General features: G+C 49.7%; 21 protein-coding genes. 3 read left to right on the top strand and 18 right to left on the bottom strand.

Going from position 1 to position 26,790, the window contains the following annotated elements; translation table 11 throughout:
• The first annotated feature begins 6 nt into the window (after positions 1 to 6).
• Complete coding sequence (locus M3087_RS08190) at positions 7 to 1,128, top strand: glutathionylspermidine synthase family protein (RefSeq protein WP_106484995.1); 1,122 nt, start codon at positions 7 to 9, stop codon at positions 1,126 to 1,128.
• 24 nt (positions 1,129 to 1,152) lie between these two features.
• Here M3087_RS08190 and M3087_RS08185 read toward each other — a convergent pair whose 3' ends face one another.
• The 14 genes from M3087_RS08185 to kdsB form a co-directional block, all read right to left on the bottom strand.
• Positions 1,153 to 2,451 carry a sensor histidine kinase gene (locus M3087_RS08185; protein ID WP_249094939.1) on the bottom strand — a complete coding sequence of 433 codons (1,299 nt, stop codon included), beginning with the start codon at positions 2,449 to 2,451 and terminating at the stop codon, positions 1,153 to 1,155.
• A gap of 11 nt (positions 2,452 to 2,462) precedes the next feature.
• Positions 2,463 to 3,794 (bottom strand): sigma-54-dependent transcriptional regulator, encoded by a 1,332-nt coding sequence (locus M3087_RS08180; RefSeq protein WP_249094936.1) that lies wholly within the window; start codon positions 3,792 to 3,794, stop codon positions 2,463 to 2,465.
• Between the two features lie 217 nt (positions 3,795 to 4,011).
• Complete coding sequence (locus M3087_RS08175) at positions 4,012 to 5,484, bottom strand: TolC family protein (RefSeq protein ID WP_022385319.1); 1,473 nt, start codon at positions 5,482 to 5,484, stop codon at positions 4,012 to 4,014.
• A gap of 60 nt (positions 5,485 to 5,544) precedes the next feature.
• On the bottom strand, positions 5,545 to 6,780 hold the full coding sequence (locus M3087_RS08170; protein WP_249094934.1) for an ABC transporter permease: 1,236 nt from the start codon (positions 6,778 to 6,780) through the stop codon (positions 5,545 to 5,547).
• A gap of 2 nt (positions 6,781 to 6,782) precedes the next feature.
• Positions 6,783 to 8,111, bottom strand: a complete 1,329-nt coding sequence (locus M3087_RS08165) for an ABC transporter permease (RefSeq protein ID WP_249094932.1) — start codon at positions 8,109 to 8,111, stop codon at positions 6,783 to 6,785.
• A gap of 13 nt (positions 8,112 to 8,124) precedes the next feature.
• A complete protein-coding gene (locus M3087_RS08160) occupies positions 8,125 to 8,790 on the bottom strand; it encodes an ABC transporter ATP-binding protein (protein WP_022385322.1) in 666 nt (221 codons plus the stop codon).
• A gap of 284 nt (positions 8,791 to 9,074) precedes the next feature.
• Positions 9,075 to 10,322 (bottom strand): efflux RND transporter periplasmic adaptor subunit, encoded by a 1,248-nt coding sequence (locus M3087_RS08155; RefSeq protein WP_249094930.1) that lies wholly within the window; start codon positions 10,320 to 10,322, stop codon positions 9,075 to 9,077.
• Positions 10,323 to 10,474: 152 nt separating this feature from the next.
• Positions 10,475 to 11,476: a DUF6057 family protein gene (locus tag M3087_RS08150; RefSeq protein ID WP_249094962.1), complete on the bottom strand. Its 1,002-nt coding sequence runs from the start codon at positions 11,474 to 11,476 to the stop codon at positions 10,475 to 10,477.
• Positions 11,477 to 11,688: 212 nt separating this feature from the next.
• Positions 11,689 to 13,707, bottom strand: a complete 2,019-nt coding sequence (locus M3087_RS08145) for an alpha amylase C-terminal domain-containing protein (RefSeq protein WP_022383964.1) — start codon at positions 13,705 to 13,707, stop codon at positions 11,689 to 11,691.
• A gap of 18 nt (positions 13,708 to 13,725) precedes the next feature.
• Entirely contained in the window at positions 13,726 to 14,169 is a 444-nt protein-coding gene (locus M3087_RS08140) for a YhcH/YjgK/YiaL family protein (RefSeq protein WP_106485003.1), read from the bottom strand.
• A gap of 32 nt (positions 14,170 to 14,201) precedes the next feature.
• A complete protein-coding gene (locus M3087_RS08135; protein ID WP_249094928.1) occupies positions 14,202 to 15,005 on the bottom strand; it encodes an inositol monophosphatase family protein in 804 nt (267 codons plus the stop codon).
• Positions 15,006 to 15,025: 20 nt separating this feature from the next.
• The gene (locus tag M3087_RS08130; RefSeq protein ID WP_410796946.1) at positions 15,026 to 16,150 is read right to left on the bottom strand and encodes a phosphatidylinositol-4-phosphate 5-kinase; all 1,125 of its coding nucleotides are present in this window, start codon (positions 16,148 to 16,150) and stop codon (positions 15,026 to 15,028) included.
• 93 nt (positions 16,151 to 16,243) lie between these two features.
• The gene (locus M3087_RS08125; protein WP_249094926.1) at positions 16,244 to 17,551 is read right to left on the bottom strand and encodes a M16 family metallopeptidase; all 1,308 of its coding nucleotides are present in this window, start codon (positions 17,549 to 17,551) and stop codon (positions 16,244 to 16,246) included.
• Positions 17,538 to 18,296: a 3-deoxy-manno-octulosonate cytidylyltransferase gene (kdsB, locus tag M3087_RS08120; RefSeq protein ID WP_249094924.1), complete on the bottom strand. Its 759-nt coding sequence runs from the start codon at positions 18,294 to 18,296 to the stop codon at positions 17,538 to 17,540. Before kdsB ends, M3087_RS08125 begins: the two co-directional genes overlap by 14 nt.
• Positions 18,297 to 18,455: 159 nt before the next feature.
• Between kdsB and M3087_RS08115 the strand changes: the two genes are divergently transcribed.
• A complete protein-coding gene (locus M3087_RS08115) occupies positions 18,456 to 18,824 on the top strand; it encodes a 2-amino-4-hydroxy-6-hydroxymethyldihydropteridine diphosphokinase (RefSeq protein WP_022383970.1) in 369 nt (122 codons plus the stop codon).
• Positions 18,825 to 19,259: 435 nt separating this feature from the next.
• Positions 19,260 to 19,838: a Crp/Fnr family transcriptional regulator gene (locus tag M3087_RS08110; RefSeq protein WP_022383971.1), complete on the top strand. Its 579-nt coding sequence runs from the start codon at positions 19,260 to 19,262 to the stop codon at positions 19,836 to 19,838.
• Between the two features lie 113 nt (positions 19,839 to 19,951).
• On the opposite strand, the gene lepA is transcribed toward M3087_RS08110, so the two are convergent.
• The 4 genes from lepA to lon form a co-directional block, all read right to left on the bottom strand.
• Positions 19,952 to 21,733 (bottom strand): translation elongation factor 4, encoded by a 1,782-nt coding sequence (gene lepA, locus M3087_RS08105; RefSeq protein WP_249094921.1) that lies wholly within the window; start codon positions 21,731 to 21,733, stop codon positions 19,952 to 19,954.
• A 167-nt stretch (positions 21,734 to 21,900) separates the two neighbouring features.
• The gene (locus M3087_RS08100) at positions 21,901 to 23,025 is read right to left on the bottom strand and encodes an LptF/LptG family permease (RefSeq protein WP_022383973.1); all 1,125 of its coding nucleotides are present in this window, start codon (positions 23,023 to 23,025) and stop codon (positions 21,901 to 21,903) included.
• 24 nt (positions 23,026 to 23,049) lie between these two features.
• Positions 23,050 to 24,180: a tRNA guanosine(34) transglycosylase Tgt gene (tgt, locus tag M3087_RS08095; protein ID WP_249094919.1), complete on the bottom strand. Its 1,131-nt coding sequence runs from the start codon at positions 24,178 to 24,180 to the stop codon at positions 23,050 to 23,052.
• Positions 24,177 to 26,663 carry an endopeptidase La gene (gene lon, locus M3087_RS08090; RefSeq protein WP_249094917.1) on the bottom strand — a complete coding sequence of 829 codons (2,487 nt, stop codon included), beginning with the start codon at positions 26,661 to 26,663 and terminating at the stop codon, positions 24,177 to 24,179. Before lon ends, tgt begins: the two co-directional genes overlap by 4 nt.
• Positions 26,664 to 26,790: the final 127 nt, after the last annotated feature.

Raw genomic sequence — 26,790 nt, 5'->3', positions numbered from 1 at the left:
TGCACCATGGACAGAATATCTGTAACACCCCGCCCAAATTACCAAGAAAAGATTGAGCAACTTGGATTTGATTTCCACGCGGCATACTGGAAAGAAGAAGCCTACTATCTCCTCCGCGCAGACGAAGTGGAGAAACTGGAACAGGCTACCCGCCAGGCTTACCAGATGATGTGTGAGGCTGCACGACATATTATCGAGGAACGTCCACAATGGATGGAACAGGTCCTGAAGATTCCGCCACACGTCTGCAGACGCATCAAATATGCCTGGGATGAAGACGAGCCCAGCCTGTACGGACGTTTTGATTTTCTGATTGCTCCGGATGGAACGCCCAAAATCCTGGAGTTCAATGCCGACACGCCGACCTCCCTGCTGGAAGCCTCACTCATTCAGTGGCAATGGAAGGAGGATTTGTTTTCCTACCGTGACCAGTATAACGGCATCCACGAAGCCCTGGTCCAATCGTGGAAAGATATGTACAAGCCCCACAGCAGCGTACACTTTGTAGGTTCGTTGGAAAACAGTGAAGACACCGGGACCCTGCAATACCTGGCAAGCACCGCCATGGAAGCCGGCATCTCCACACGGGTGATGGACATCGCCGATATGAACCTGAACGAAGGCCGGTTCTTCGACCCCAGTGGCGAACGCATTACCGACTGCTTCAAGCTTTATCCGTGGGAATGGATGATAAACGAGAGCGAAGTAGGCTGTCTGGCCGACATCCGTTGGATTGAGCCCATCTGGAAAGCAGTCATGTCAAACAAGGCAATTCTCACTATCCTCTATGAACTGTTTCCCAACTCGCCTTACGTACTTCCGGCATTCCTCTCACGTCCGCAATTCGGCATTTTCTGCAAGAAGCCTATCTACTCCCGCGAAGGTCACAACGTAAGCATCGTCGATATCCATGACTGGAACGAGGAGGTCCGCATCGCCGAGACGAAGGGCGACTACGGAGAAGAAGGCTATGTCTACCAGTCCTACATCCGCCCGACTTCCTATCAGGGACGCTACCCCATCATTGGCTCATGGGTTATTGGCGGCGAACCTGCCGGAATCGGTATCCGCGAGAATACCAGCGAAATCACTGACAACCTTTCCGAGTTTGTCCCGCATGTATTCTAACCTCAATCCCACTCTACCTTGACTTCATTCGGGGAACTGGATACGGAAGCGTGTCAGTCCGTCTGTGTCCGTTCGCAAGGAGAAAGTGCAATGATGCTTAAGCAGGACATCACGCACCAGCATCAGACCGATGCCCTGTCCGTTGGGTTTGGTGGAGAAGAAGGGTGAGAACAGCTTCGACGCCGTTTCTTTATCGATACCTTTGCCGTTGTCGGTCACTTCCAGCAACGGCAAAGTTTTTTGTGTACGGATATAAATCGTTCCTCCACATCCGATGCTCTCCACCGCATTCTTGAAGATGTTTATCAGCACTTGCTGGAAGAGTACGACATCCATCTGTACCCATACGGGAGTCTCGGAGAGCGATGTTCGCAGCGTGATGGCATGCTGATTGCAAAGATTCTCCATGAACTGCATGTTCACACGCACCACTTCGTTGAGATCGGTACGGACCAGGATGGCATCGGGTATCTTGACTACATTGGCAAAGTTGGTGATGAAGTGTGCCATGTTGTAGCTACGCTCGATACAGATACGTATCACCTCCCGCATCTCTTCACTGTCCTGCATGCCCTCGCAGGCAGCATCCAGAGTATCCAGCGTGGAAGTCACCCCTGCCACCGTGTTGTTCACCTCATGAGCAATCATGCGGATCACTTTCTCGTATGCCTTCCGCTCGGCTTCGTTCACCTCCTCCGTCAGCAGTTCTATCAGATAAAAGGTATGGCGGAAACCATTGTTCAGGAACGACAGGCAGCTGCACCGGTAAATGTTCGAATCGTCCAGACGCACGGTCCTTACCTCGTTCATCGTCAGTCCCAGCAAGGCATCTTTCAAGTCAAAATCGCATTCGTCCAGTGTCTTGCCGCCCGCAGACTGAAAGGGAATGCCCAAGAAACGTTCTGCCGCAGGATTCATGGAGGAGATTCGCCGGTCCAAGTCCAGGATGAGGATACCCATCGGCGACGAATGGGCTATCAGGTCGAACAGCTGGTTCTGCTCCCTCACATGCAGACGCTCGGTCTTCAGGCGTTCCATCATACGGTTGAATACCTGGACGATGCGATCGGCATCATATTGCCCGACCGTACGCAACCTTGAGCTGAAATCCTGTTCCTTCAGCAGTAACATGCCATTCTCAATGGAGTGGAAAGGCTTCATGATGCGGCGGTAGAACAACCACAGGAAGACCAGGGTTACCAGGCTTATCCCCCCAAAGACCGCATCTGCCACCCAGGCGACTCCTGACAGACGAATCACCCACAACGCTCCCGTCGTCACCAGCAGCAGGGCAAAAATCAAAAAGAAAGTCCGTACACGCATAGCTGTTCCTCCTAACCTTCAATGCCGTACTTCTCCATCCGGCGGTACAGTGACGCCCGGCTCAGTCCCAGCTGCAACGCTGCCTGCGACACATTGCCGTCATGCTGGTGCAAGGCCTGCACTATCGTCTGCCGTTCCATCTCTTCCAGTGTCAGCCCTGATGCGGCAACTGCCGGAATCTCGGGAGCCTGCGTCGGATGATAGTTCGCCTCAAAGTCGGCAGCACGCAACACACGGTGTCCTGACACCAGGAGCGTGCGCTCCACCAGATTCTTCAGTTCACGGATGTTCCCGCTGTAAGGAAGGCGTTGCAGGAACTCCATGGCTTCGGCTTCCACCTCGACCGGCTGTAGTCCGTTTGCTTCGACCTGACGGAGAATGAAGTGATTGACCAGGAGAGGAATGTCTTCCCGACGTTCACGCAGTGCCGGAAGGTGGATGGTGATGAGGTTGATGCGATAGAAAAGGTCTTCACGGAAGGTATGTCCGGCAACCATCTGTGCCAGGTTGCGATTGGTAGCACTCACCACGCGGACGTCCACTTTCCGCGGACGGCTGTCTCCCAGCACCTCGAATGTCTGATCCTGGAGGACGCGCAACAGCTTCACCTGACATGCGAGGTCAAGTTCCCCGATTTCATCCAGAAAGATGGTGCCGTGGTCCGCCATCTCGAAACGTCCCGTACGGTCCGTATAGGCATCGGTGAAAGCCCCTTTCTTGTGTCCGAACATTTCACTCTCAAACAGGCTCTGCGACACACCACCCAGATTGACCTTGACAAAGGGTGCCGCACTCCGCGGGCTGTTCGTATGGATGGCTTCAGCAATCAGCTCTTTTCCGGTCCCGCTTTCTCCCATAATCAGTACCGGAGCATTCGTCGGCGCAATGCGCTCCACCAGTCCGAGCACTTCCTGTAACGCTTTCGAGCGTCCGATGATTTTGTCGAATCGCGCCTTCCCGATTTCTGCCGGAGGTGCATTCAGCTCAAGAGCCGTCTTGACAATCTTCAGCAAGGCACGGTTGTCCCACGGCTTGGTGACAAAGTCGAAGGCACCGGCCTGCATCCCCTTGACGGCTAGCTGGATGCTTCCCCAAGCTGTCATCAGGATGACCGGGACATGCGGCTGGAATATTTTCACCTGACGCAGGAGCACCAGCCCTTCCTCACCGGTGGTGGACAAGGTGAAGTTCATATCCATCAATATCAGTTCAAAGGCTTCCGAGCGCACAGCCTGCAAGGCCTCTTTCGGACCGGGAACAGCCGTCACCTGATAGCCTGCCCGCTTGAGCAGGAAGCTGAGTGAAGTGCGGATGGAGCTGTCATCGTCTATTATCAGTATCATTATAGTCTAGTTCTTAAATTGGTGTGAAGACGCACGGACTGTGCGTCAGCGTCCCTTCCTGGTCCCTGCATCGGGAAAGAAGGTCGGCAACCTGTTAACAAAAATAAAGCCAAATCTTCAACTTTGCAAGCCTGGGCTGTAGCCGGCAAGGCTTCAGTAGGCAAAAAAAGAGGGATAAGTCGCTTGCCAACTACAGCTTAAGCCTGCAAGATTCCTGTCAATTCTTTATCACCTGCTCGAAGTCCTCGGTCAACTCCTGATTCCGCTCATAATCCCAAAGGGTCAGGCTGCGGAGCTGGTAGAAGTAGTTCCAGTAATTGTACAGTTCGGAGATGCGCGTCTGACGGGCATCATCTTTTGACGATTGCGAATCGTTGAGGTCGAGCGTACTGATCTGGCCAATCATGAAAGCCTGTACGTTGGCATTGTAACGCTGTTGGGCTACGGAATCCGCCTCATTTGCGATACGCACCTGCATGGCCTGGTTGTTGAAATGCTCCACGAGCAGGAACATGTCCTGGTTGAAGTCCATCTCCTCCTGGCGTATCTGTGCACGCACCGTCTCCCGCTGGCTCTCTGCCACCTTGACCTTTCCCCGACGTTTGCCCCAGTCAAGAATGGGTATCTTCACCCCTACCTCGACCACTTGGTTGTTTCCCCATGCGGACGAGTGGTAGACACGCCGCAGCCCGTCATCCTGCCCCGTCAGCCCGACGGAAGCATAGAGGTCAATGCTCCTCAGGTTTCCTTTTGCTTCGGCCACAGCATAGTCGGCTTCCAGCTTCCGGCGGTGGATGTTCTGGGCAAAGGAGTTGTTCTGCAGAGCCTTCTCCAGGGCATCGGCATAACGGATTTCCACATCGGGAACCGACTCGGGCAGCACAGGTTCAATCTCCTCCTGCTCGCTCAGCCCCAGAAAGGCACGGAGCTGAAACATCTTGGCGTTCAACTCGCTCTCACTGTCCGTCAGTGCCGCCCTTGCCTTCAGCATCGACAGGCGGAGTTGCAGACGGTCGTTCTCCGATATCTGTCCGATGCTGCGTTTGGCTTCGGCTATCTTGTACAGTTTCTCGGAATTCTCCAGGTTCTGATGGGCGATGTTCAGCTGCTCCCGGGCAAGCAGAAGTTCGAAGAAGTACGTCAATGCCTTCCGGGTCACTTCCTCAGTAGCGGAAAGGAAGTCGGCCTTCGCCTCCCGATAGCGCACCGGAGCGATGCGGCGCTGCCACTTCAGGCTGTTCACCCCGAAGATGGGCTGTGTGAACGTGAGCGACAAGGGCACATTCATGTATTGTTCCTGCTTCGAGCCGTTAAGCTGCTTGATGTACGACAGCGAAGTGGTGAGCGACAGCTTGCCGCCGGTGAGCCAGACGTTCTGGTCAATGGAGAGCTCGCCGTCCATCCCCAGGTTATTATTCTTGACAAAAGTATAGGAACCGTCGTTCTGCTGGTAGCGGTTATAGCTCTTGTTGAATGAAGGTAAAGTAGCGGTAAAGTTGACTTCAGGCAGGAGGTCGGCACGGTAGGTCCGATACTCCCAATAAGCCGCCTTCAGCTCATTGAGCGCCACGGCCGCATCCACGCTCTGCCGACGCGCCAGGGCGATGGCTTCCGACAGGGACAGTTGGCGCTGTGCCGTGGCTGCCAACACCGGCAGACAAGCAAAAGCCGCAAGAAATAGAATCTTCATAGCATACGATTTTATCATGATCAAATCAGAAATGAAAAGTGAACGTCTCAGAGTCCATGCCTATTCGTAGTGCAAGGCATCGACCGGATTGATGCGCGACGCTTGCCGGGCAGGAATCCAGATACCAGCCACGATGAGCAACATCAGAAGCACCGTGGTAACGGCTGTCAACGTGATGAACAGCACCGTATCTGACAAAAGCGTTTCATTGTCCCAGACCGCCGTACGCAACACATAGGAGACAATCACTGCCGGGAGCCATACGATGCCAAGCAGCATCAGTCCTTCGCCAATCATCTGCCAGCGCACCTGCCGACGCGTAGCACCCAACGCCATGCGCAAGCCGATTTCCGACGTACGTGATTCCGTGCGGAACCAGAATGTACCGATGATACCGAGGAAAGCACAGATGAAGAAGAACGCCGCCAGGAAATAACCGGCACCATACATCAGGTTGATACTGCTCAGGTTGAGGGTATAGGTACGGTAGTCCTCCATCCTGGTCAGGTTGACAATGGAAAGGTTTCCCGCCGTCAGCTGCGCCCGCATCGTTGAAAGGAAGGTCTCGCGAAAGTCGTGGTCGGCATCAGGATGCACCCGGATAAGCATCGTCAAGTCCTTGTTGGCATTCTTCTCGATCATCCGTCCCTCGCTCCATATTTCCCAAAGGGCACGGTTATCATTATTGTCCGCGTATTCATTCGTCAGGTAACTGCAGAGAATGCCTGGATACGCCTTGTCCCGTTCGTCCTTCGTATAGATGCGGCAACGGACCGTGTTCTTGTCGTACAGCTGCTCCATGGCTTGCGGTGACACCAGGAAGCAGGTCTGACCCGTGGAAGTCTCTTTCACCAGGTCAACCTCCGGCGAGGGGGACGTGATGTGCAACACCCGTATCACGTCCGGAGTCAGCTGTCCGCGCAGGGCAGTCGTCCGGGTCGTGTCGCCAAAGTAAGACCGTTCGTTGGTCGAACCGGTATAAGGGAAAGCCGTGTAGGATGTCAGACCGACGCTTTCCACTCCGGGACAACGACGGACACGCTCGACCAGCTCCTTCCAGTTGTCCGTCAACGGACTGTCGGGGTCATACGATGGGGAGTCTTTCTCACGGATGGCAGTTGTGACCCGGTAGACATGTTCCAGGTCAAAGCCTGTGTCTCTCAGCTTGTGACTGAGCAATGACGAGAACACATTGCCCACCTGCCAGATACAGATGAAGGATATAAACAGCTCTGCCAGAATCCAAAGGTTTCCACGCCACTGGTTAATGATGAGTTTGAGGATATGCGAAAACATGATTATCTTCTATTTAGTGCTTCCACGATGGAGATGCGGGCATAGCGCCAAGCAGGCAACAGGGTGGAAATGAGGTTTAACAAAAAGCAAATGAGTATGACATAACAGATGGTGGAGAAGTTGATGATGTGGAAGAAGTTCAGCACATCAACTCCTTTGACCGACAGGTCATTCCCTGCCGTCCGATAAGATACCAGCAACGTGTTGCGTACCAGCTGGAACAGTCCGCAGGACAGACACAGACCGATGATTCCCCCAATCAGCATCTGCACAAAGTTCTCCAGGAACAGCTGCCCCATGATGTTCCACACGGACGCCCCGAAAGCCTTGCGGACGCCAATCTCCTCACCGCGCTTCTTCATCCGTGCCACAATCAGTCCCGACAGGTTCAGTGCCGGGAGAATCAGCAGCACAATGATGACGACCAGTACCACCTGCATGCGGGTATAAATCTTGTCATAAGGGTCACTGGACATGCGGAAGAGTGATTCCAGCGCCGTGTCGGGCTGGTGGTTGAGCGTGAAATGGCTCTTCTTTGCCGGCGCATTGAGCTTCTGGATCTGGTGCTCCATCTCTTGTCGGATCAGTTCCTGGTCACTGCGTTCGTAACCCAAAAGATACATCTTGGCAGGTCCCTGGATGTCCTTCAAATCATTAGTACCTCCCCGGAAGAAGCGGCTGGTAGCCGTCGTATAAGGGAACCAGAGGTGGGCATAGGCATCGCTCAGGTAGGAAGGCACATCCTCCACCACGCCACAGACGCGGTACTCCTTCCAGTCGATGTCGATGGGATAGTTCACCACATCCGTCTTCCCGAAGAGTGCACGGGCGGTGGACTCGTCGATGACCACCTTGCGGGCATTGCTCTTCACATCCACATCGGAGAACGGGCCTCCGGCCAGAAAACGCATGGAGAACATCTTCCAGAAATCGGCATCGGTAGAGATTGCCGACATCTCTTCATTAACCTGCTTCGTCTTGTTGTAGACCACACTCTGCATGTTGACCACCAACGACTTGGCTTCAGGTGTCTTCAGGGGATACATGTACCTCTCAATCAACTTGTGCCCCACCGGCGAACTGCTCTGGAAGCCATCATAGAACTTGTCACCCGTCGCGTCAGTTCCGGGCTTCACGACATAGGCGCGGGTGAAGAAGAACATGCGGTCGCGCTTGTCCTCCACGCCGATGTTTGCCGTGTTGATGTAGTAGGTAATCAGGATGAGCATGACCATCGTGATGCTCAAGGCAGTTCCGAGAATATAGACCAGACTGAAGAACTTGTTTTCCTTCAGCAGGTAGCGTATCTGTCGTAAATAGGTTTTCCACATAAGCCTTCCTCCCTCAATTGATTTGGTGTCCGTCAAAGAAGCGGATGATGCGCGACGTCTGCCGTGCCTGTTCCTCGTTGTGTGTCACCATGACGATGGTGCGGTGGTCCTCCTGATTGAGTGAATGGAGGATGTTCATCACCTCGGCTCCCATGTTGGAGTCCAGGTTACCGGTAGGCTCGTCGGCAAGAATAATCTTCGGATTACCGATGATGGCACGGGCTATGGCGACACGCTGGCACTGTCCGCCGGAGAGCTGCCCCGGATGGTGTTTCATGCGGTGGCTCAGCCCGACGCGTGCGAGTACCTCTTCAGCCAGCCGGCGTCGTTCCTTCGAGGGGACGTGGCGATAGAATAGCGGAAGTTCCACATTGTCGAGTACGTTCAGCGAGGGAATCAGGTGGAAACTTTGGAACACGAACCCCAGCGTACGGTTGCGAAATTCAGCCAGGTGGCTGTCCTTCATGCCGTCCACGCGACGTCCGTCTATCTCGATACTGCCCGTGGTCGGAGCATCCAGCAGCCCAATCAGGTTGAGCAAGGTAGACTTGCCACATCCCGAGGGCCCCATGATGCTGACAAACTCCCCTTCATCGATATGCAAGTTCACGTTTTCCAATGCCTGTGTTTCAATTTCTTCGGTGCGGTACACCTTCGATAAGTCTCTTACGGTTATCATAGATTTCTAGTTTTTAGATAGTTCAATAGACAGGGACGCACCTTGGTGCGTCTGTTTGAATAGTCGGTGGTCACTGCGTCCGTTGCCGGGACGAAGTCCACCCCAGGGTTTGCCCTCCTCAAGTGCAGGGAAGGACACGCAACAAGCCGGGCTTATACAGAGCTAAGTATAATACTTAGGGGGTCTAAGTATTATACTTAGGTAGGCTAAGTATTATACTTTGGTCCGTCTAAGTGGCGGTTCATGCGCGTCTGTCCCTGCCTTCAATGCGAACGAGCTGCACCTTATTTAATCTTCAAATCGGATTTTCCTTTATAAGCATTCATATCGCTTACCACCACCCGGTCGCCGGGCTTCAGGCCGGAAATGACCTCCACGAAATCCCAGTTGCTCTCCCCCAACTCCACTTCCCGCCTTTCCAGGTGGTTGTCATCGGTCATGACGAACAGTTCATACTTGCCGGCTCCCAGGTAATAGGTATCGTTGGCAATGCGCAACACATTGTCCTTCACACCATAAATCACGTGTACATCGACCTTCAGACCGGAACGGAGATTCCCGTTGTCCGTCTTTTCCAGCTGCACGGTAAAGTCGATGGTGCCGTCCTCAGACGTAGGAACCACATGGTTTACCACTCCCTTGCACAAGGCATCTCCCACCTTGACAATGGCTTCTGCTCCTTGCGACACCCGGTCAATGTAGGAGTCCGCAATGGTTCCTTTCACCTGGAACCGGCTCAGGTCCGCCACCGTGGCAAGCTGTTCACCTTTTGCCACACGGACGCCAATCTGGTCGTTCAGAAACGTCAGGACTCCATCGCGCGGTGCAAAGACCTGCGCTTCCTCCAGCGTCCGTTTCATCTCTGCCACTCCTTTCCGGAAGATACTCAAGTCCAATGCCTTCACCTGCTCTTCGGCAGCCATCACCTTCTGTTCATTGGCATATTGCTGACACAGCTGCTCGTGTTCCAGCTTGCTGACCTTGTAATTCAGTTCCACCTGACGCACCTTGTCGGGGGTGCCAGCACCCAGGCTGTCAAGGAACTGTTCGTTGCGCAGTTCCACCGCCATGCGGTTGAGCTTCATCTCCGACACGCGTATCTGCATGGCAAGGTCCTTCAGCTTGGTCTCATTGTTGATTTCCAGCTGCTTCATCTGATGCTGGCGCATCTGTTCCTCATCGAGCAACTTGTTGTAGTCAGTACTTGCCGTCTGCAAGTCAAGCTTCAGCAGGGGCTGCCCCGCCTTCACCGAGTCTCCCGGCTTCTTGTAAACTTCCACGACACGGGTATCCAGTGGCGAATTGATTATCTCCTCATAGGCCGGGGCTACGGTGCCTGCGGCATTGATGGAGATTTGGAGCGTTCCCACATCGGCCGTTGACACAGAAAGGCTGCTGCGCGACACCGACGGCTGTAAAGCCATGGCACCCACAATGACGAGTGCAAAGAACCCTACGCCTCCCCCGCTCCACATCATCATCCGGCGGCGACGCTTCTTCCGTTGTACTTCTTCTGGTATTGTTCGATCCATAGTTGTATAGTTTAATTTATTTATTTCATTCGTACAGCTACAGAAAGGCAAAGCGCGTGCCAAAAATACATAGCACTGATTTTCAATGTATATATAAAAAGAAAGGTGTCCGATATCGGACACCCTGTACGTTTTCAGCCCTTGCAGATTGTTCATTTTTCATAACGGATGGTCGTGTGGTCATAATAGTACCAGTAATGCCTGCGGTCTTCGGGAGAGACTTTCCGGTAGTGCTCATAAGCCTGCTCCAGGTCCGCAAAGTCATAAGGCGGCTTCAGAGACGGACGCTGGCGGTAGTAAAGGTAAAGTGCCTCCGCGTATGCCTTGGGCAGTCCCTCCTCCACGTAACAGAAGTAATCCAGCTCCTTGACAAACACCTCCAGTTCCTTGCGCAACAGGAGTGCACAGAGATAGTAGTCGAGCACCGGATGATTCCCGGTATCCGTATAACAAAGCCGACGCAGATAGCCGGTGATGGATTCTCCCTGTCGGGGAGTTCCACCCAGGTAGGCATACAACGAGTCTGCGCGCAGCCAAGTCGTAGCCACCCCTGCATCCAACAGCAGTCCGCGTGTCCCGTCATGCAACGGATAGTCAAACAGACGGTCCGGCAACGAATCCATCCGGCTCAAGGCGTATACCCTCATGACCGTCAGTTCACGTGACGTCCGTCCGGAACCGGCACCAATCTCCGTCACTTTGCGATAGTCACCATGCAACAAGGCAGCGTCAGCAGCGGCTTCGTTGTGGAACAGTTCGTCGGTGTTGCCCAATGACACACATCCGACGGAGAGCAGATACATGGTCAGGAGATTGGGCATCAGCGTGCTCCAGCCCTTCTGGTTCCGATAGTCCCCCAACAGCATCTCCAGCCTGCGCACGCCCCATGACAGAAGCCAGAACAGCAACAAGCTCAGGGGCAGAAGCCATATCCACCGCCCCAATGTAACGGCTTCGTAAATGTCTTTATGCACATCGGTCACGAAAGAAAGCAGCAGGAACGAAGGTATGTAGGTCAGTGCATGCCAGCGTTCCGGCAAGCGCATCCACGCACTGATGCCCCATTGTAGCAGGCAGAGGATGAGCGTGATGATCCATGTGCCCCACTGAGGCGAATAGGTCGTCTGTCCTTCCGAGAGCACCTTCTGCAACATCTCAAGCAAGGGACTTTGGAAGCACAAGTAACATACACTGAAGAGAATGAACAAAAGACCGCATGCAATACGGATACTGCGTGCGGTCTTATATCGTGTCGAGGAGCTTTCTGTCATGATTTCATTAAGCTGTGAACGAATGCAGGAGCACTGGGATAGAAGTGTGTAAGAAACTTGCTATCTTCGTGTCGTGCTTTCAACATAAACAATTTTCAATCTTTTACCTTTTTCAGAACTACAGCCGAGCGTGCAGGGATGTAGAGCTTCAGCCATCCCTTCTTGTCCTTGGCATAAACCGGGTCAAAGTTGGTCAGGTGGCGTACGCTGTCGTCAGCCAATCCGTTGCCTCCAAACTCCGGAGCATCGGTATTGAGCACGACATCATAAGCACCCTGCGGAACCAGGAAGCCATAGTCCGTAAAGGAACGTGTGGGACTGAAATTGAACACAAAGATATGGTCACGGCGCATATAGGCGAGCACCTGGTCTCCATCGTTGTGCCATATTTCCACCACATCCGTCTTCTGGATATTCCGAACGGACTTCACAACCTCCAGCATTGCCCGGTCGAAATCGCCCAAGTAATGATAGCATAAGTCCTTGTTGTCAACCAATCCCCACTGGCGGCGGGCATACTTGTAACTCCATCCGTTGCCTTCACGGGGGAAGTCAATCCACTCCGGATGCCCGAACTCATTGCCCATGAAGTTCAGGTATCCACCATTGATCGTGGAGGATGTCAGCAAACGTATCATCTTGTGGAGTGCAATGCCACGGTGAACCCGTTCGTTCTCATCGCCCTTCTTGAAATGCCAATACATGTCGGAATCAATAAGGCGGAATATAATCGTCTTATCGCCCACCAGTGCTTGATCATGACTTTCGGCATAAGAGATGGTCTTTTCGTCCTTGCGACGGTTGGTCACCTCCCAGAACATGCTGGACGGCTTCCAGTCCTCATCCACCTTCTCCTTGATAATCTTAATCCAATAATCAGGGATGTTCATTGCCATCCGATAGTCAAAGCCGTAACCTCCGTCATGGAAAGGCAGTGCCAATCCCGGCATACCGGACACCTCTTCGGCAATCGTAATCGCCTTTGAATTGACTTCATGAATCAGCAGATTGGCAAGAGTCAGGTAGCAAATCGCATTATCATCCTGGTGTCCGTTGTAGTAGTCATCATAGTTGCAGAAGGCTTCTCCCAGACCATGACTGTAATATAGCATGGACGTGACTCCGTCAAACCGGAACCCGTCAAACTTGAACTCTTCCAGCCAATAGCGACAGTTCGACAACAGGAAATGAAGCACCTCATTCTTTCCATAATCAAAGCACAACGAATCCCACGCCGGATGCTCATGGCGCTCACCCGGATAGAAATACTGGTTGGGATCACCGGCAAAATTACCCAGTCCCTCCACTTCATTCTTGACCGCATGTGAGTGTACAATATCCATAATGACCGCAATGCCATTCTGGTGTGCCTCATCGATGAGCTGTTTCAATTCCTCAGGAGTACCGAAACGGGAAGAAGGAGCGAAAAAGCTCGATACATGATAGCCAAAGCTACCATAGTAAGGATGCTCCTGTATGGCCATAATCTGAATACAATTATATCCATCGGCAATCACACGGGGCAATACTTTTTCGCGGAATTCCGTATAGGTCCCGACTTTCTCTTCCTCCTGTGCCATACCCACGTGGCATTCATAGATAAGTAAAGGAGAAGTATTGGCACGAAAAACCCGTTTACGGAATTTATAAGGTTTTGCAGGCTCCCAAACCTGTGCACTGAAAATCTTAGTCTGTTCGTCCTGGACTACACGACGTGTCCACGCAGGAATGCGTTCGCCACAACCGCCGTTCCAATAAACTTTTAACTTATACAAGTCGCCGTGTTTCAAGACATCGGGTTTCAATTTGATTTCCCAATTGCCGGTGTTACGCACCCGCTTCAATCTGAATTCCGGCTTCTCTTGCCATCCATTAAAGTCGCCCACCAAGTAAATCTCGGTAGCGTTAGGTGCCCATTCACGGAACACCCAGCCCTTGTCCGTACGATGCAATCCAAAGTAAAGATGACCCGATGCAAATTCTGACAGTGTCTTGCGTCCATTGTTGGTCAGTTCCTTCATCTTGTCCAGCGCATGCTGATGCCGTCCATTGATTGCCTTTTCAAAAGGATCCAACCAAGGATCATTCTTTACGAGTCTCAGCTTCAGTTCCATAGAGCCATGAAAAATGAATTAGACGCGAACCTTTACAATCACCTTCCGTATGCTTTCTTCCTCGGAGATGCAGGGAGCATGCCCGTCCTGCGGAAAGAAAATGGCAAACATGCCCGGATGTACAGGGATGTATGCCTCAGAAGGCATCGCAAATTTGGTAATATCTTTTTCTGCATTGTATTCGCCTTCAGGCAAATTACAAGCAGGAGTATAGCCCATCACCTCCGTACAGGAGAGAGGTATTTGTATATCAATGAAATTCTTGTGAGTTTCGAGTTGAGCCTGTTCTTTGGTTTTTCCTTTGGCAATAGAGAAGTTGACAACCAAGTCCTTGCCGTCCAATTCCACTTTACCGGGTTCTTGTGCATTGAGGTCTGTAGACTTCAAGTATTCGATAGCCTTGGCAAAGCGCGGATTTACTGAAGCATATTGTTCCAGGTTTTCAAGTGTGTCAATAATCATAATTCGTTAGATTTTTAGTATAGTTATGTTATTCAGTCGCACAAATATAGAGATTTTTGTACAACTTGCAGCATCTTTTCATGTATTTTTCCATTTGTGGCAAGAACTTCCCGGCCTGAATAAAAGTCATTTCCACCGGTAAAAGTCGATAATCTGCCGCCTGCCTGTAATAAAATCAGTGCACCGGCAGCTATGTCCCACGGACCAAGAAAGGCCTCCAGGCGTGCTTCAAAACGTCCGGATGCGACGTAACATAGTTCCGCTGCAGCCGAGCCTTGCACACGCAGCCCTCCCACATGTCCATAAAGGTTATGAACCAGTTCCGCCATGAAATTACGGCTACGTTCCGATTCATAGGGGAATCCCAGTTGAATGAAGGCATCATCCAGAGCAGAAACATCCGATACGTGTATCTCCTTCCCGTTCAAACGCGCCGCTGCTCCTTTCCATGCCCAGTAACATTCATCGCGGCACACTTCATAAACGACTCCGACCAATAATTCCTCCTTATTCCGTAAAGCGATGCTGACACAATAAGGAGCATTTCCATGAATGAAATTTGTCGTACCATCCAAGGGGTCAACTACCCAGCAATAAGTTTCATCGGACATGCCCGCACTTCCTTCTTCTGCAATGAAGCCGGCTTCCGGCAACAGAGCATGCAGCTGTTCTACGATACGCCGTTCAGACTCCTTGTCAACGTAGGAAACATAGTCATGAGCTCCTTTGTGCTCTACGCATTCACGCCGGAAACGCCCACATTCCTCTCGCAGGAAACGACCGGCATCCTTGGCAATCCGGCAGACTTCATTGGTGATATTCTCTAAATCAAGCATGTTATTCCCTCCTGATTTCCTCAGTTCTTTGCTACCGTATCAAGCCGGCCCAACTTGTAAGTACCACGACGGATGACATTGCCATTGCTGTCTTTCTCTATGAACGGACCGTCTTTCACGTCTTGTTTAAAGAATCCCTCATAACGATTGCCATCCTTATCAATGAGTGTACCTTGTCCGTCTTTCTTGCCCTTTGCAAAATGTCCTTTATACATTGAGCCATCGGCATTCACCAACTCTCCGAAGCCATCAGCCAGATTGTCTTTCCACTCCCCGTTGTACACATCTCCGTTAATCCAGGTGTAGATACCTCTGCCTTCGCGTTTGTTGTTTTTCCATTGACCGTCATAGACAGAACCGTTCACCCAAGTGAACTTGCCATGCCCGTTCTGATCGCCGTCAAGAAACTCACCAATATACATATCGCCATTGGCATGCGTGTAAATACCTTTTCCGGTACGTTTTCCATGGAAATAGTCTCCTTCGTACTTGTCCTTATTGTTATAGATATAAGTACCTTTTCCATGCTGTTCATTATTGTGCCACTCGCCGATGTACTCATCGCCATTGGAATAATAATATTTACCCTGGCCATCACGCATGTCACTCTTCCATTCACCTACATAGCGTGAACCGTCATTCCAGTCAAGTGTTCCATTTCCACTCTTCTTGTCATTCTTCCACTCACCGGTATAGAATGCACCATTTGACCATGTATATTTACCCTTGCCATTACGCTTATCATTGGCCCAATTTCCTTCATAGACATCCCCGTTATAGTAATACATCGTTCCTTGCCCATGCTGGTGGTCAGCATACCACATGCCCTCGTAACGATTGTTATTGTTAAAATATTTGATGCCTTTCCCGTGGCGTACGTTTTGATACCAATTTCCTTCGTAGCGTTCACCGTCTTTCTTTACATAGATTCCATATCCTTCGCGCAACCCTTTGACATACTCGCCTTCATAGGTGTCACCATTTTTAAAGACGGTCTTACCTTTTCCGTTAGGCCTTCGGCTTTTCAGTTCACCGGTATATTCACCGCCATCCTTAAATGTATAATTACCTATTTTGATTTGAGCATTGCCGACTAATGGCATGGCAAAAATAAAGAATGCATAGAGAATGTATTTTTTCTTCATGAGCATTGTCTGTTGATTTGAGATTGTCGTTCAAAAGTAGCAGATTCCATTTTATCGGACAAGTTCCATTAAGTTTTCTTTCACTTTTCAACCCTATGTAGCAAACTCTTCTGCACATTTTTTACCAGCTATCACCTCCGTAAAGCTTTCTTTACGCAAATATTTACAAGCTAAATCGCGCAATTCGTCAGCTGTTGCATCCAAGACAGCCTCTTGGGAGCGGCAGAAAAAGTCTCTGGGAAGTCCTGCCGTTTCAAGGAATATGTAGGCATCTGCCAATGAAAACGGACTCTCATAGCTTCGGCACATATCCCCCATCGTGTAATTCTTCACCATTGTAAGTTCCTCATCAGCTACCCGTTCTTGCTGGAGTCTATCAATCTCGCGTCCGACTTCTGTTACAACCGAACGGGCATATTCATTCGCCGCTTGGGTACTGACAACGATCATATTGCGAAATGGATACGCTACCATCCCGGAACTTATACCATAAGTATAACCTTTATCCTCCCGGATATTCTTCATGAGGCGACTGCCGAAATAACCTCCAAAGAGAGTAATCAACAAACGTGTCTTCAAATAATCAGGATGGGTACAATCTATAGAGAAGCACCCCATACGAATAGCACTTTGCATCGCATCCGAACGTTCTACAAACAGTGTTTGAACAGTGTTCGAAGGAGGAAGTATGTCAGTAATCGGCAAAGCCTTTTCGCCATCTCCCCAAGCTTCCGCTCCCAGTTCTTCGTCAAGCACATGCAATATTTCATCGGTCACATGACCGGACAAATAGCAGATGCAATTATGAATATTGTAATAACGACGATGCATCGTGCGCAAAGCTTCGGTTGTCAAACGGTCATAATCCTCCAGCTCTGCATAGCGACCGCATGGATGGGAAAGTCCGAAAAGAAGCTGATTTAATTTTCTACGGGCAATGACGTCCACTTTCTCACGGTTCACCAAGTATTGCTGCCGATTACCATCAACTACTATTTGAAATTCCTTTTCAGGGAACAAGGGCTCCGTCAGCATCGAAGTCACCAGTGCAAGAGTGGGTGCAAAATACTTGGTAAGTGTATACAGCGTGACAAATGAATAATTCATGGAAGCTGAAACATCCAACCATGCCCCATAGTAGTCGAGCTGCTCCGCAATGTCAGCAGAAGAAAAGCGTTTCGTCCCCTCACGCAACATACGACTGGTAAAAGTCGCCTGAAGGGGCTGGCTCTGTTCCCAAATACCGCCACGAAGCATAATATCCAAACGTACTACTTCCTCTTCACCTGCCCGAAATACATGCACTGGGATTCCATTGGGCATCCGATGTTCCACTGGTTCAGGAATGACAAACGGTGCCATGGGACGGACAAGTGGCTGCTGAGTTCTATCTAATGCCATGCTTCTTCAAATATTCTTCTGCTTTGACCAAATCTTCGGGAGTATCAATACCTATAGTCTCTATTGAACTGATTCCGACTTTTATCGTATAACCGTTTTCCAGCCAGCGTAATTGTTCAAGAGACTCAGCAAGTTCGAGCTGCGACTGGGGCAATGATGTGATAGACTTCAATGCTTCAACACGATAAGCATACAGCCCGATATGTTTGTAAAAAGTATGAGAAGACAGCCATTCTTCCTTGGGACAATTCCGCAAGTAAGGAATCACTGAACGACTGAAATAGAGTGCATGCATCGCTGCATCAACGACCACTTTCGGTGAATTCGGATTCTCTAGAGCCGGGAGCCCATCGGCTACGGTAAAGGGCTTGACCAAGGTGGCTATCTGTGTGCGTTCATCCTCAAAACAAGCTTTTAACGCAGCTAACTGTTCTGCCTGAATAAAAGGCTCATCACCTTGGATATTGATGACAACATCAAAGCCCTCCCCAACATGGGTAAAAGCTTCATAACAACGGTCTGTTCCACTGCGGTGATCCGGAGACGTCATGACGACTTGTCCGCCAAAAGACTTGACTGTTTGTTCGATACGTTCATCATCAGTAGCTACATAAACGTCATCTACTTGCCCGCTGACCTGTTCATAGACACGCTCAATCATCGGTTTGCCTCCCAATTTCGCCAAAGGTTTCCCAGGGAAACGAGTCGAGGCATATCGTGCGGGAATAATTCCTAAAAATTTCATACTAAAAGATTTTAATTGGAAAGATATCAGTTGTCTTAGACACATCTATGACAACCAGTCATCATGCAAATATACGGAACATTCCTTGGAGCTCCTAACATAAAATGTTTATTTTGCTCCATAAATTGGTCGAATAAAACACAACAATCTTAACATACGATGAAAGAAGTACATTGCATTATCAGTCTAGGCTCGAATACGGATGCCTCCCATCATCTTCAACAGGCTTATAACTTACTGGTACGTGCCTATCCCAATATCACCTTCTCCCCTATCAAAGAGACTGAGCCTATCGGTATGCACCACAATCATTCTCCTTTTTATAATCGTATTGCACGTTTCACAACAGACCAGGATGCTGACGAAGTACGTGCCGCCCTGAAAGTCATGGAACGTTTCTGCGGACGCCGTCCGGATGATAAGGAACATGAAACCATCCATATAGACATCGACTTGCTGGCTCATGGAGATACCATCATAAAGCCAATGGACTTTGCACAATATCAGCATGATATAGAAAATCTGTGAAAGGAATATATTCGTAAGAGTCTGATTTATGCCTAGTTTATCTGCATATAGAGTTATGTATTAGTAAAATATTTTTCGGAGTTACAAACAAAATAATCAGAACAAACATACTGGAAAAAGAACCCATCATGGCTTTGCAATACTCTGGAGATAAAGTCTACCACACGCATTCTGCTACAGGCAAACATAAAAGTTTCGTTCAAAACCTCACGAGAAACTCAAAAATTATATCTACATTTGCTAGACTAAAACGACATATAATACACATCTAATGCTGCTTGACCATCCTGTCTATCTACCAACAAGTAGAAATGTATGATTAACACAGGAGAAAAAAAATTGCTCAAAAGGCAAATTTTGACATTGTGCTATCGGCAGGAACTAACAGATCTCGGTAACTGATTGACTCAAGCAGTATCATACTCGAAAATCATTATGGAGAAAAAACGTGAAATAGCAAGACTGTTGGCTAAAAAATACCATACACTTCCTGTGCCCTGTTTGGAAAGACTGGCTGAAGTCATCGTCCCTTTTAAGACCAGAAAGGGCACTAAGCTGTTGGAAGAAGGCCAAGTGCAAAACTATTTATTTTATGTGGAAAAAGGCTTGCTAAGACAATACTACTTCAAATACAACAAAGAGCTGACTGAGCACCTCGCTTGCGACAATGAAGTGGTCATGTGTTTGGAAAGCTTCTTACGGCGCGTACCATCCAATCTGGTTGTAGAAGCCTTGGAGAATTCCGCCGTATGGGGAATTGCGTATGACGATCTACAACGTATTACCGCGGAATCGTACGACCTTGAACTGCTCTACCGCTCTATCCTGGAGTTCTCATTGGTGGAATCACAGCGCAAAGCTGACTTGCTACGCTTTGAACCGTCCAATGTCCGTTACAAAAGATTGCTGGAGAATTATCCCGAGATTGTCAAACGGGCTCCCCTGGTCTATATCGCATCCTTGCTGCAAATGACTCCGGAAACACTGAGTAGAGTCCGCTCCGGACAACTTTAGATTCCCTTGAAAGGAATAAAATATACTAGTAACGCGGTTGAAACAGACAGCCATCAGCTTTATTCTGTATCAACCGCGTTTATTGTTTATCATAGATTTGTTCCCGTCTTCTCTCAATCAAGTTTCAAGACTGCGAGGAAGGCCTTTTGGGGAACTTCTACATTACCAATCTGCTTCATACGTTTCTTTCCGCGCTTTTGTTTTTCCAACAGTTTACGCTTGCGGCTAACATCACCGCCATAGCATTTTGCCGTCACATCCTTACGCACGGCCTTGATTGTCTCACGAGCTATAATCTTGGCACCGATAGCCGCCTGAATGGCAATTTCAAACTGCTGTCGCGGAATAAGCTCTTTCAGCTTCTCACACATCCGACGTCCCAGTTCATACGCATTATCTACATGAGTCAGTGTGGACAACGCATCCACGGGTTCTCCATTGAGCAAAATATCAAGCTTGATCAATTTTGAAGGACGGAAGCCACAGGGATGATAATCAAAGGAAGCATAGCCCTTGGAAATGCTCTTCAGCTTGTCATAGAAGTCAATCACAATCTCACCTAAAGGCATCTTGTAATGCAGCTCCACCCGGTTGCCCGAAATGTACTCTTGCTTCACCAACTCCCCTCGTTTACCCAGACAAAGAGTCATAATGGGGCCAATATAGTCCGTGGTGGTAATAATTGAGGCTGCGATATAAGGCTCCTCGATATGGTCAATCAGCGTAGGATCGGGCATACCGCCAGGATTATGCACCTCCTTCATGCCTCCCTGCTTATCAAAGATACGGTAGGATACGTTGGGAACCGTTGTAATCACATTCATATCAAACTCACGGTCCAGACGTTCCTGCACAATCTCCATGTGAAGCAATCCCAAAAAGCCGCAGCGGAAGCCGAATCCCAAAGCCAGTGATGACTCGGGCTGGAAAGTGAGCGAAGCATCGTTCAGCTGAAGCTTCTCCAAAGAGGAACGGAGGTCTTCGAAATCTTCCGCTTCTATGGGATATACACCTGCAAACACCATCGGCTTCACTTCTTCAAACCCGGCAATAGCCTCTGAACAGGGACGCGCTATATGAGTTATCGTATCACCGACTTTTACCTCCCTGGAGGTCTTAATACCGGATATGATATAACCGACATCACCGGTACGCAGTTCCTTACGAGGTATCATGTCCATCTTCAGGACGCCGATTTCATCCGCATCATACTCTTTCCCCGTATTGAAGAATTTCACCTTATCCCCTTGCCGGATAATGCCGTTCTCTATCTTGAAATAGGCTATGATTCCACGGAACGAATTGAAAACGGAGTCAAAAATCAAAGCTTGCAACGGAGCCTCTTCATCACCTTCCGGATGTGGAATGCGTTCTATGACTGCCTGCAGAATCTCTTCAACACCCATTCCGGTCTTACCTGAAGCACGGATAATCTCATCCCGTCGACAGCCTAACAACTCGACGATTTCATCCTCGACCTCATCAGGCATCGCGCTTGCCATGTCGCACTTATTAATAACAGGAATAATCTCCAGGTCATGCTCTATGGCCATATACAGATTGGATATGGTTTGCGCCTGCACACCCTGCGTGGCATCAACAATGAGGAGAGCCCCCTCGCAAGCAGCAATGGAACGGGAAACCTCGTATGAAAAGTCCACGTGTCCCGGAGTATCAATAAGGTTGAGCACATATTTCTCACCTTTATAAACATACTCCATCTGAATGGCATGGCTCTTGATGGTAATGCCACGTTCGCGCTCCAAATCCATGTCGTCGAGCATCTGCCCTTCGGTCACCTGTATCGTATTGGTGTATTCCAACAAACGATCGGCCAACGTGGATTTACCATGGTCAATGTGCGCAATAATGCAAAAGTTTCTTATATTCTTCATGAATGGGTATTTCGAAAGATTTATGAAACACAAAGACACAGAGCTACAGAATCGGCTTTATCCATTCTGTCGCTTTGTGTCTCTGCATTCCTGATCATATACATTTATTACTAATTTGGCTGCAAATATACTTCATTTAGTGTGCTTCTCCAAATCATTGAACATGCCTATTTCGGAGCCTTCCGATAGAGATAAACCGCTATCCCGGCGTAGAGAACATTCGGAATCCAGACGGCGATAACGGGCGGAAGATTGGCATTGACAGCAAAAGTTGCCGAAATGGTCTGAAAGAGGATGTAGGAGAAACTGAGGGCCAGCCCGACGCCCAAATGCAGTCCCATACCTCCCTTGGTCTTACGTGAGGAGAGTGACAGACCGATTGTTGTCAGGATAAATGATGCGAATGACATGGCAATGCGCTTGTGATATTCGATCTCGAACTCCTTGATATTGGCAAAGCCCCGCTCCTTCTGTCGTTGTACGTACGAACGCAGTTCAGGACTTGTCATGGTTTCCTGCTGACCTTTGGAAATGAGAAAATCCCGTGGCTGAATATGCAGTACCGTATCCAGCTTCTCTCCGCGTGTGATAATTTCGCGAGTACCATCCAATTCACGTATCATGTAGTCACGCAACTGCCACTGTTCCTTGTTTGTACTGAGGGTATCATAGACAACCCGTCGGGCTGTGAGGTGAGACACCAGCTTCTTGTCTACAAACTTGTCAAGGGAGAAACGATATCCGGTCTTGTTATAGTCCTCATAACGCTCAATATATGCGATGACACCATCTGCCACTTCCATCTGTACGTTATGCACATAGTCGACTTTCTTCTTCTTTTTATATTGGTCCTCAAAGTTCAGACGAATCTCACTTCCCTGGGGGATAATGAAAGCTCCCAGAAAGTAGGTCAGCACGGCAATGAGTCCGGCTGAAATCATGTATGGGCGCATGAGTCGCTTGAAACTCATTCCCGTAGAGAACATGGCTATGATTTCTGAGTTCTCGGCCAACTTGGAGGTAAAGAAAATGACAGAGATGAAAACGAACAACGGACTGAACAAGTTGGAAAAGTAAGGGATAAAGTTCAGATAATACTGGGTAATGATGGCATACCAAGAAGCTCCCTTATCTGTAAACTTGTCAAGATTCTCATTCATATCAAATACCACAGCAATTGATATGATGAGGGCAATGGCAAAGAAATAAGTGCCCAAGAACTTCTTGATGATGTAAATATCAAGTCGCTTAAGCAGCCTCCCTTTGAAAATGTTTTTTAGTTGCAGTCGCATAGTCTCAGTGTAAAGAAGGATTAATTAGAGTCTGGTAGACAGCCGTTTCACCATGGTAGCCTTCCATGTGGAGAAATCTCCCGCAATGATGTGCCGACGGGCCTCGCCTACCAGCCACAAGTAGAAAGCCAGGTTGTGTATCGAAGCAATCTGCATGGCCAATAGCTCTTGCGCATGGAACAGGTGACGCAAATAGGCTTTCGTATAGAGCGTGTCCACACGGGAAGCACCATCAGCCTCAATCGGTGAAAAGTCCATTTCCCATTTCTTGTTGCGCATGTTCATGATACCGTCTTTGGTAAACAGCATGGCATTACGTCCATTACGGGTTGGCATCACACAATCGAACATGTCCACACCGCGTTCGATGCCTTCAAGAATGTTGACTGGTGTCCCTACTCCCATCAGATAACGAGGCTTGTCAGTGGGCAGAATCTCATTGACAATCTCTATCATCTCATACATTTTCTCCGTCGGCTCTCCCACTGCCAATCCTCCGATGGCATTGCCGTCACATTCCTTGGAAGCGACAAACTCGGCGGACTGACGTCGTAAATCCGGATAAACACAACCTTGCACAATGGGGAAAAGTGACTGTTGGTAACCGTATTTCGGCTCCGTCTCATTGAAACGGGTTATGCAACGGTCAAGCCACCGGTGCGTCAGGCCTAAAGACTTCTTGGCATAGGCATAATCGGAATTTCCCGGAGGACATTCATCGAATGCCATCATGATATCGGCGCCGATAACACGCTCGATGTCCATCACCTTTTCCGGCGTGAAGAAATGTTTCGAGCCGTCAATGTGTGAACGGAACTCTGCTCCTTCTTCACGCAATTTACGTATCCCGGAGAGGGAAAAGACCTGGAAGCCACCGCTGTCTGTCAGCATCGGACGGTCAAAGCCATTAAACTTGTGGAGGCCTCCGGCACGTTCGAGCACCTCCAGTCCGGGACGCAGATAGAGGTGATAGGTATTGCCCAGGATGATTTGCGCCTCAATGTCTTCCTTCAGTTCATACAGATGAACTCCCTTGACACTGCCCAGTGTACCAACAGGCATGAAGATGGGGGTCTCAATCTGTCCGTGGGCAGTCGTGATTAGTCCGGCTCGTGCCTGACTCCGGGGGTCGGTATGTTGCAGTTCAAATTTCATTCGTCTTTCTTTGCTGGAGTAATGGTAAAATCAATGGCATCAGCCACCTTCTCATCGGTCAGTGCCAGACGGAACACCTCTTTCACATCCGTTACATAATGGAATGTAAGTCCCTTCAGGTATATGACGGGAATCTCTTCAATGTCCTTCCGGTTGTCGGAACAGAGGATAATCTCCTTGATTCCCGCACGCTTGGCAGCCAGAATCTTCTCCTTGATTCCACCAACAGGCAATACGCGTCCCCGCAGGGTGATCTCACCGGTCATGGCAAGATTGCTCTTTACCTTACGTTGGGTCAACGCGGATGCCAGGGAGGTCGCCATCGTGATGCCGGCTGACGGACCGTCCTTCGGGATTGCTCCCTCAGGCACGTGGACATGAATATTCCAATTCTCAAAGACCTCAGGGTCTATGCCGAGCAGCGGTGCATGCGCCTTGATGTACTCCAAAGCCAACATGGCTGACTCTTTCATGACATCACCCAGGTTACCGGTCAGCGTAAGACGTCCGCCTTTGCCACGGCTAACGCTGGTTTCCACGAACAGGATTTCTCCACCTACTGCAGTCCATGCCAAGCCAGTAACAACACCGGCATAGTCATTCCCCTGATACTTGTCACGGGTATATTCCGGAGCTCCCAAAAGCTCTTTCAGGTTGGCGGGCTTCACCTCTGCCATCGGATAGGAGCCATGAGTCGCATAGCTGCGCACCAGTTTACGGAAGACCTTGCTGATCTTCTTTTCCAGTTCACGCACTCCGGACTCGCGGGTATATGATTCAATGATTGCTTCAATGGTAGCCTTGGGCAACTTCACTGCATGTTGCTTGTCCATGCCCACATTCTCCATCTCTTTGGGAATCAGGTGACGGCGTGCAATCTCTATCTTCTCTTCCGTGATATACCCACTCACTTCAATCAGCTCCATACGGTCAAGCAAGGGAGCCGGAATGGTGTTCAGGTTATTTGCCGTAGCGATGAACATCACTTTCGACAAATCGTAATCGATATCCAGGAAGTTGTCATGGAAAGCATTGTTCTGTTCCGGGTCCAAGACCTCCAATAGAGCCGACGACGGGTCTCCATTGACGGTAGCCTGACTCACTTTGTCTATCTCGTCCAGGATAAACACGGGGTTGGATGAGCCTGCCTTCATCAGGTTCTTGATAATACGACCCGGCATCGCACCGATATACGTACGCCGGTGACCACGAATCTCAGACTCATCATGGAGTCCTCCCAAGGACACACGCACATACTTACGTCCAAGGGCTGCGGCAATGGAACGTCCGAGCGAAGTCTTTCCGACTCCCGGAGGGCCATACAGGCAAATGATGGGCGACTTCAAGTCACCGCGCAGTTTCAGGACAGCGAGATGCTCCAGGATACGCTCCTTCACCTTCTCCAGTCCGTAGTGATCCTTGTTCAGCACCTTCTCTGCGTGCGACAGGTTCAGATTGTCGGTCGTATATTCATTCCAGGGGAGACTGAGCAGAGTCTCCAGGTAATTGAGTTGCACATTGTAATCCGGAGACTGCGGATTGGTGCGTTCCAACTTGGACAATTCCCGTTCGAACGCACGGCGGACTTCCTCATTCCATTTCTTCTTGGAGGCTCGCTGCTGCAATTCGGCCAGGTCCTGGTCCTGCGGATTTCCCCCCAGCTCATCCTGGATGTTCTTCATCTGCTGCTGGAGGAAGTATTCGCGCTGTTGCTGGTCCAGGTCTTCCTTGGTACGCATCTGAATGTTGGCCTTCAGCTCGGCAAGCTTCACCTCACGCTTCAGATAACCCAAGAGGCGGTAAGCACGGTCCTGCAAAGAATCTTCCTTGAGCAGTTGTTCCTTCTCCTCCACACTCAGTGGCAGATTGGCACAGATGAAGTTGATAAGGAACATCTGGCTGTTGATGTTCTTGATTGCAAAAGCTGCTTCAGCCTGTATGTTATCGGCATTCTTGATGAACTGCACGGTAAGGTCCTTACAAGTATCCACCAGCACCTTGAACTCCATGTCTCCTTTTTCAGGGAAGCTCTCTTGCAGCTGGCTGACTGTGCCGAGCAGGAAATTCTCTTTGGGAGCATCATGCACTTCCAGCAGTTGGAAACGCTGCATACCTTGCAGAATGACGGTGGTTGTCTGGTCTGGCATTTCGAACACACGCACAATCTTTGCTACAACGCCTATGGGATACAGGTCTTCCAGTCCCGGGCGCTCCACCTCGGGACGCAGCTGACACACTGCACCGATGGTCTTTCCTTTCTTGTATGCATGGTCTATAAGACGGAGAGAGGACTTACGTCCTATGGCAACGGGAAGCACTACTCCCGGGAACAACACCATATTGCGTAGCGGCAAAATAGGCAGGCACTTATCAATCTCTTCCTCAAACAATTGTTCTTCATTACCATCAAAATCGGCAATCAGAGAAAACGAACTTTCCTGTTCGTGAGTGTCGTCCAATTCGCTAAATCTTCTTTTAATCATTGTTCGTCTTGTCAAGTGTTTTAATATGCGCCTTTCACATAAGCGCAAAGTGGTTGCAAATTTACGTATACTTTCAAAGAAGGGCAACTCTTTGATGAAGAATTAAGAATGATGAACAAATATATTG

The sequence above is a fragment of the Mediterranea sp. ET5 genome (genome assembly GCF_023337025.1).
In the GTDB taxonomy this organism is placed as follows: Bacteria; Bacteroidota; Bacteroidia; order Bacteroidales; family Bacteroidaceae; genus Phocaeicola_A.
Note: the sequence above shows the minus strand (reverse complement) of the source record. Positions and strands in the feature narration are given on the sequence as shown.

Coding starts and splice junctions, on each gene's coding strand:
- tgt (WP_249094919.1), bottom strand. CDS start 24,180: ATGAAATTTGAACTGCAACATACCGACCCCCGGAGTCAGGCACGAGCC.
- M3087_RS08185 (WP_249094939.1), bottom strand. CDS start 2,451: ATGCGTGTACGGACTTTCTTTTTGATTTTTGCCCTGCTGCTGGTGACG.
- M3087_RS08190 (WP_106484995.1), top strand. CDS start 7: ATGGACAGAATATCTGTAACACCCCGCCCAAATTACCAAGAAAAGATT.
- M3087_RS08155 (WP_249094930.1), bottom strand. CDS start 10,322: ATGGATCGAACAATACCAGAAGAAGTACAACGGAAGAAGCGTCGCCGC.
- M3087_RS08165 (WP_249094932.1), bottom strand. CDS start 8,111: ATGTGGAAAACCTATTTACGACAGATACGCTACCTGCTGAAGGAAAAC.
- M3087_RS08100 (WP_022383973.1), bottom strand. CDS start 23,025: ATGCGACTGCAACTAAAAAACATTTTCAAAGGGAGGCTGCTTAAGCGA.
- M3087_RS08145 (WP_022383964.1), bottom strand. CDS start 13,707: ATGGAACTGAAGCTGAGACTCGTAAAGAATGATCCTTGGTTGGATCCT.
- lon (WP_249094917.1), bottom strand. CDS start 26,663: ATGATTAAAAGAAGATTTAGCGAATTGGACGACACTCACGAACAGGAA.
- M3087_RS08160 (WP_022385322.1), bottom strand. CDS start 8,790: ATGATAACCGTAAGAGACTTATCGAAGGTGTACCGCACCGAAGAAATT.
- kdsB (WP_249094924.1), bottom strand. CDS start 18,296: ATGAAATTTTTAGGAATTATTCCCGCACGATATGCCTCGACTCGTTTC.
- M3087_RS08115 (WP_022383970.1), top strand. CDS start 18,456: ATGAAAGAAGTACATTGCATTATCAGTCTAGGCTCGAATACGGATGCC.
- M3087_RS08140 (WP_106485003.1), bottom strand. CDS start 14,169: ATGATTATTGACACACTTGAAAACCTGGAACAATATGCTTCAGTAAAT.
- M3087_RS08125 (WP_249094926.1), bottom strand. CDS start 17,551: ATGGCATTAGATAGAACTCAGCAGCCACTTGTCCGTCCCATGGCACCG.
- M3087_RS08170 (WP_249094934.1), bottom strand. CDS start 6,780: ATGTTTTCGCATATCCTCAAACTCATCATTAACCAGTGGCGTGGAAAC.
- M3087_RS08150 (WP_249094962.1), bottom strand. CDS start 11,476: ATGTTGCAGAAGGTGCTCTCGGAAGGACAGACGACCTATTCGCCTCAG.
- M3087_RS08130 (WP_410796946.1), bottom strand. CDS start 16,150: ATGAAGAAAAAATACATTCTCTATGCATTCTTTATTTTTGCCATGCCA.
- M3087_RS08110 (WP_022383971.1), top strand. CDS start 19,260: ATGGAGAAAAAACGTGAAATAGCAAGACTGTTGGCTAAAAAATACCAT.
- M3087_RS08135 (WP_249094928.1), bottom strand. CDS start 15,005: ATGCTTGATTTAGAGAATATCACCAATGAAGTCTGCCGGATTGCCAAG.
- M3087_RS08180 (WP_249094936.1), bottom strand. CDS start 3,794: ATGATACTGATAATAGACGATGACAGCTCCATCCGCACTTCACTCAGC.
- lepA (WP_249094921.1), bottom strand. CDS start 21,733: ATGAAGAATATAAGAAACTTTTGCATTATTGCGCACATTGACCATGGT.
- M3087_RS08175 (WP_022385319.1), bottom strand. CDS start 5,484: ATGAAGATTCTATTTCTTGCGGCTTTTGCTTGTCTGCCGGTGTTGGCA.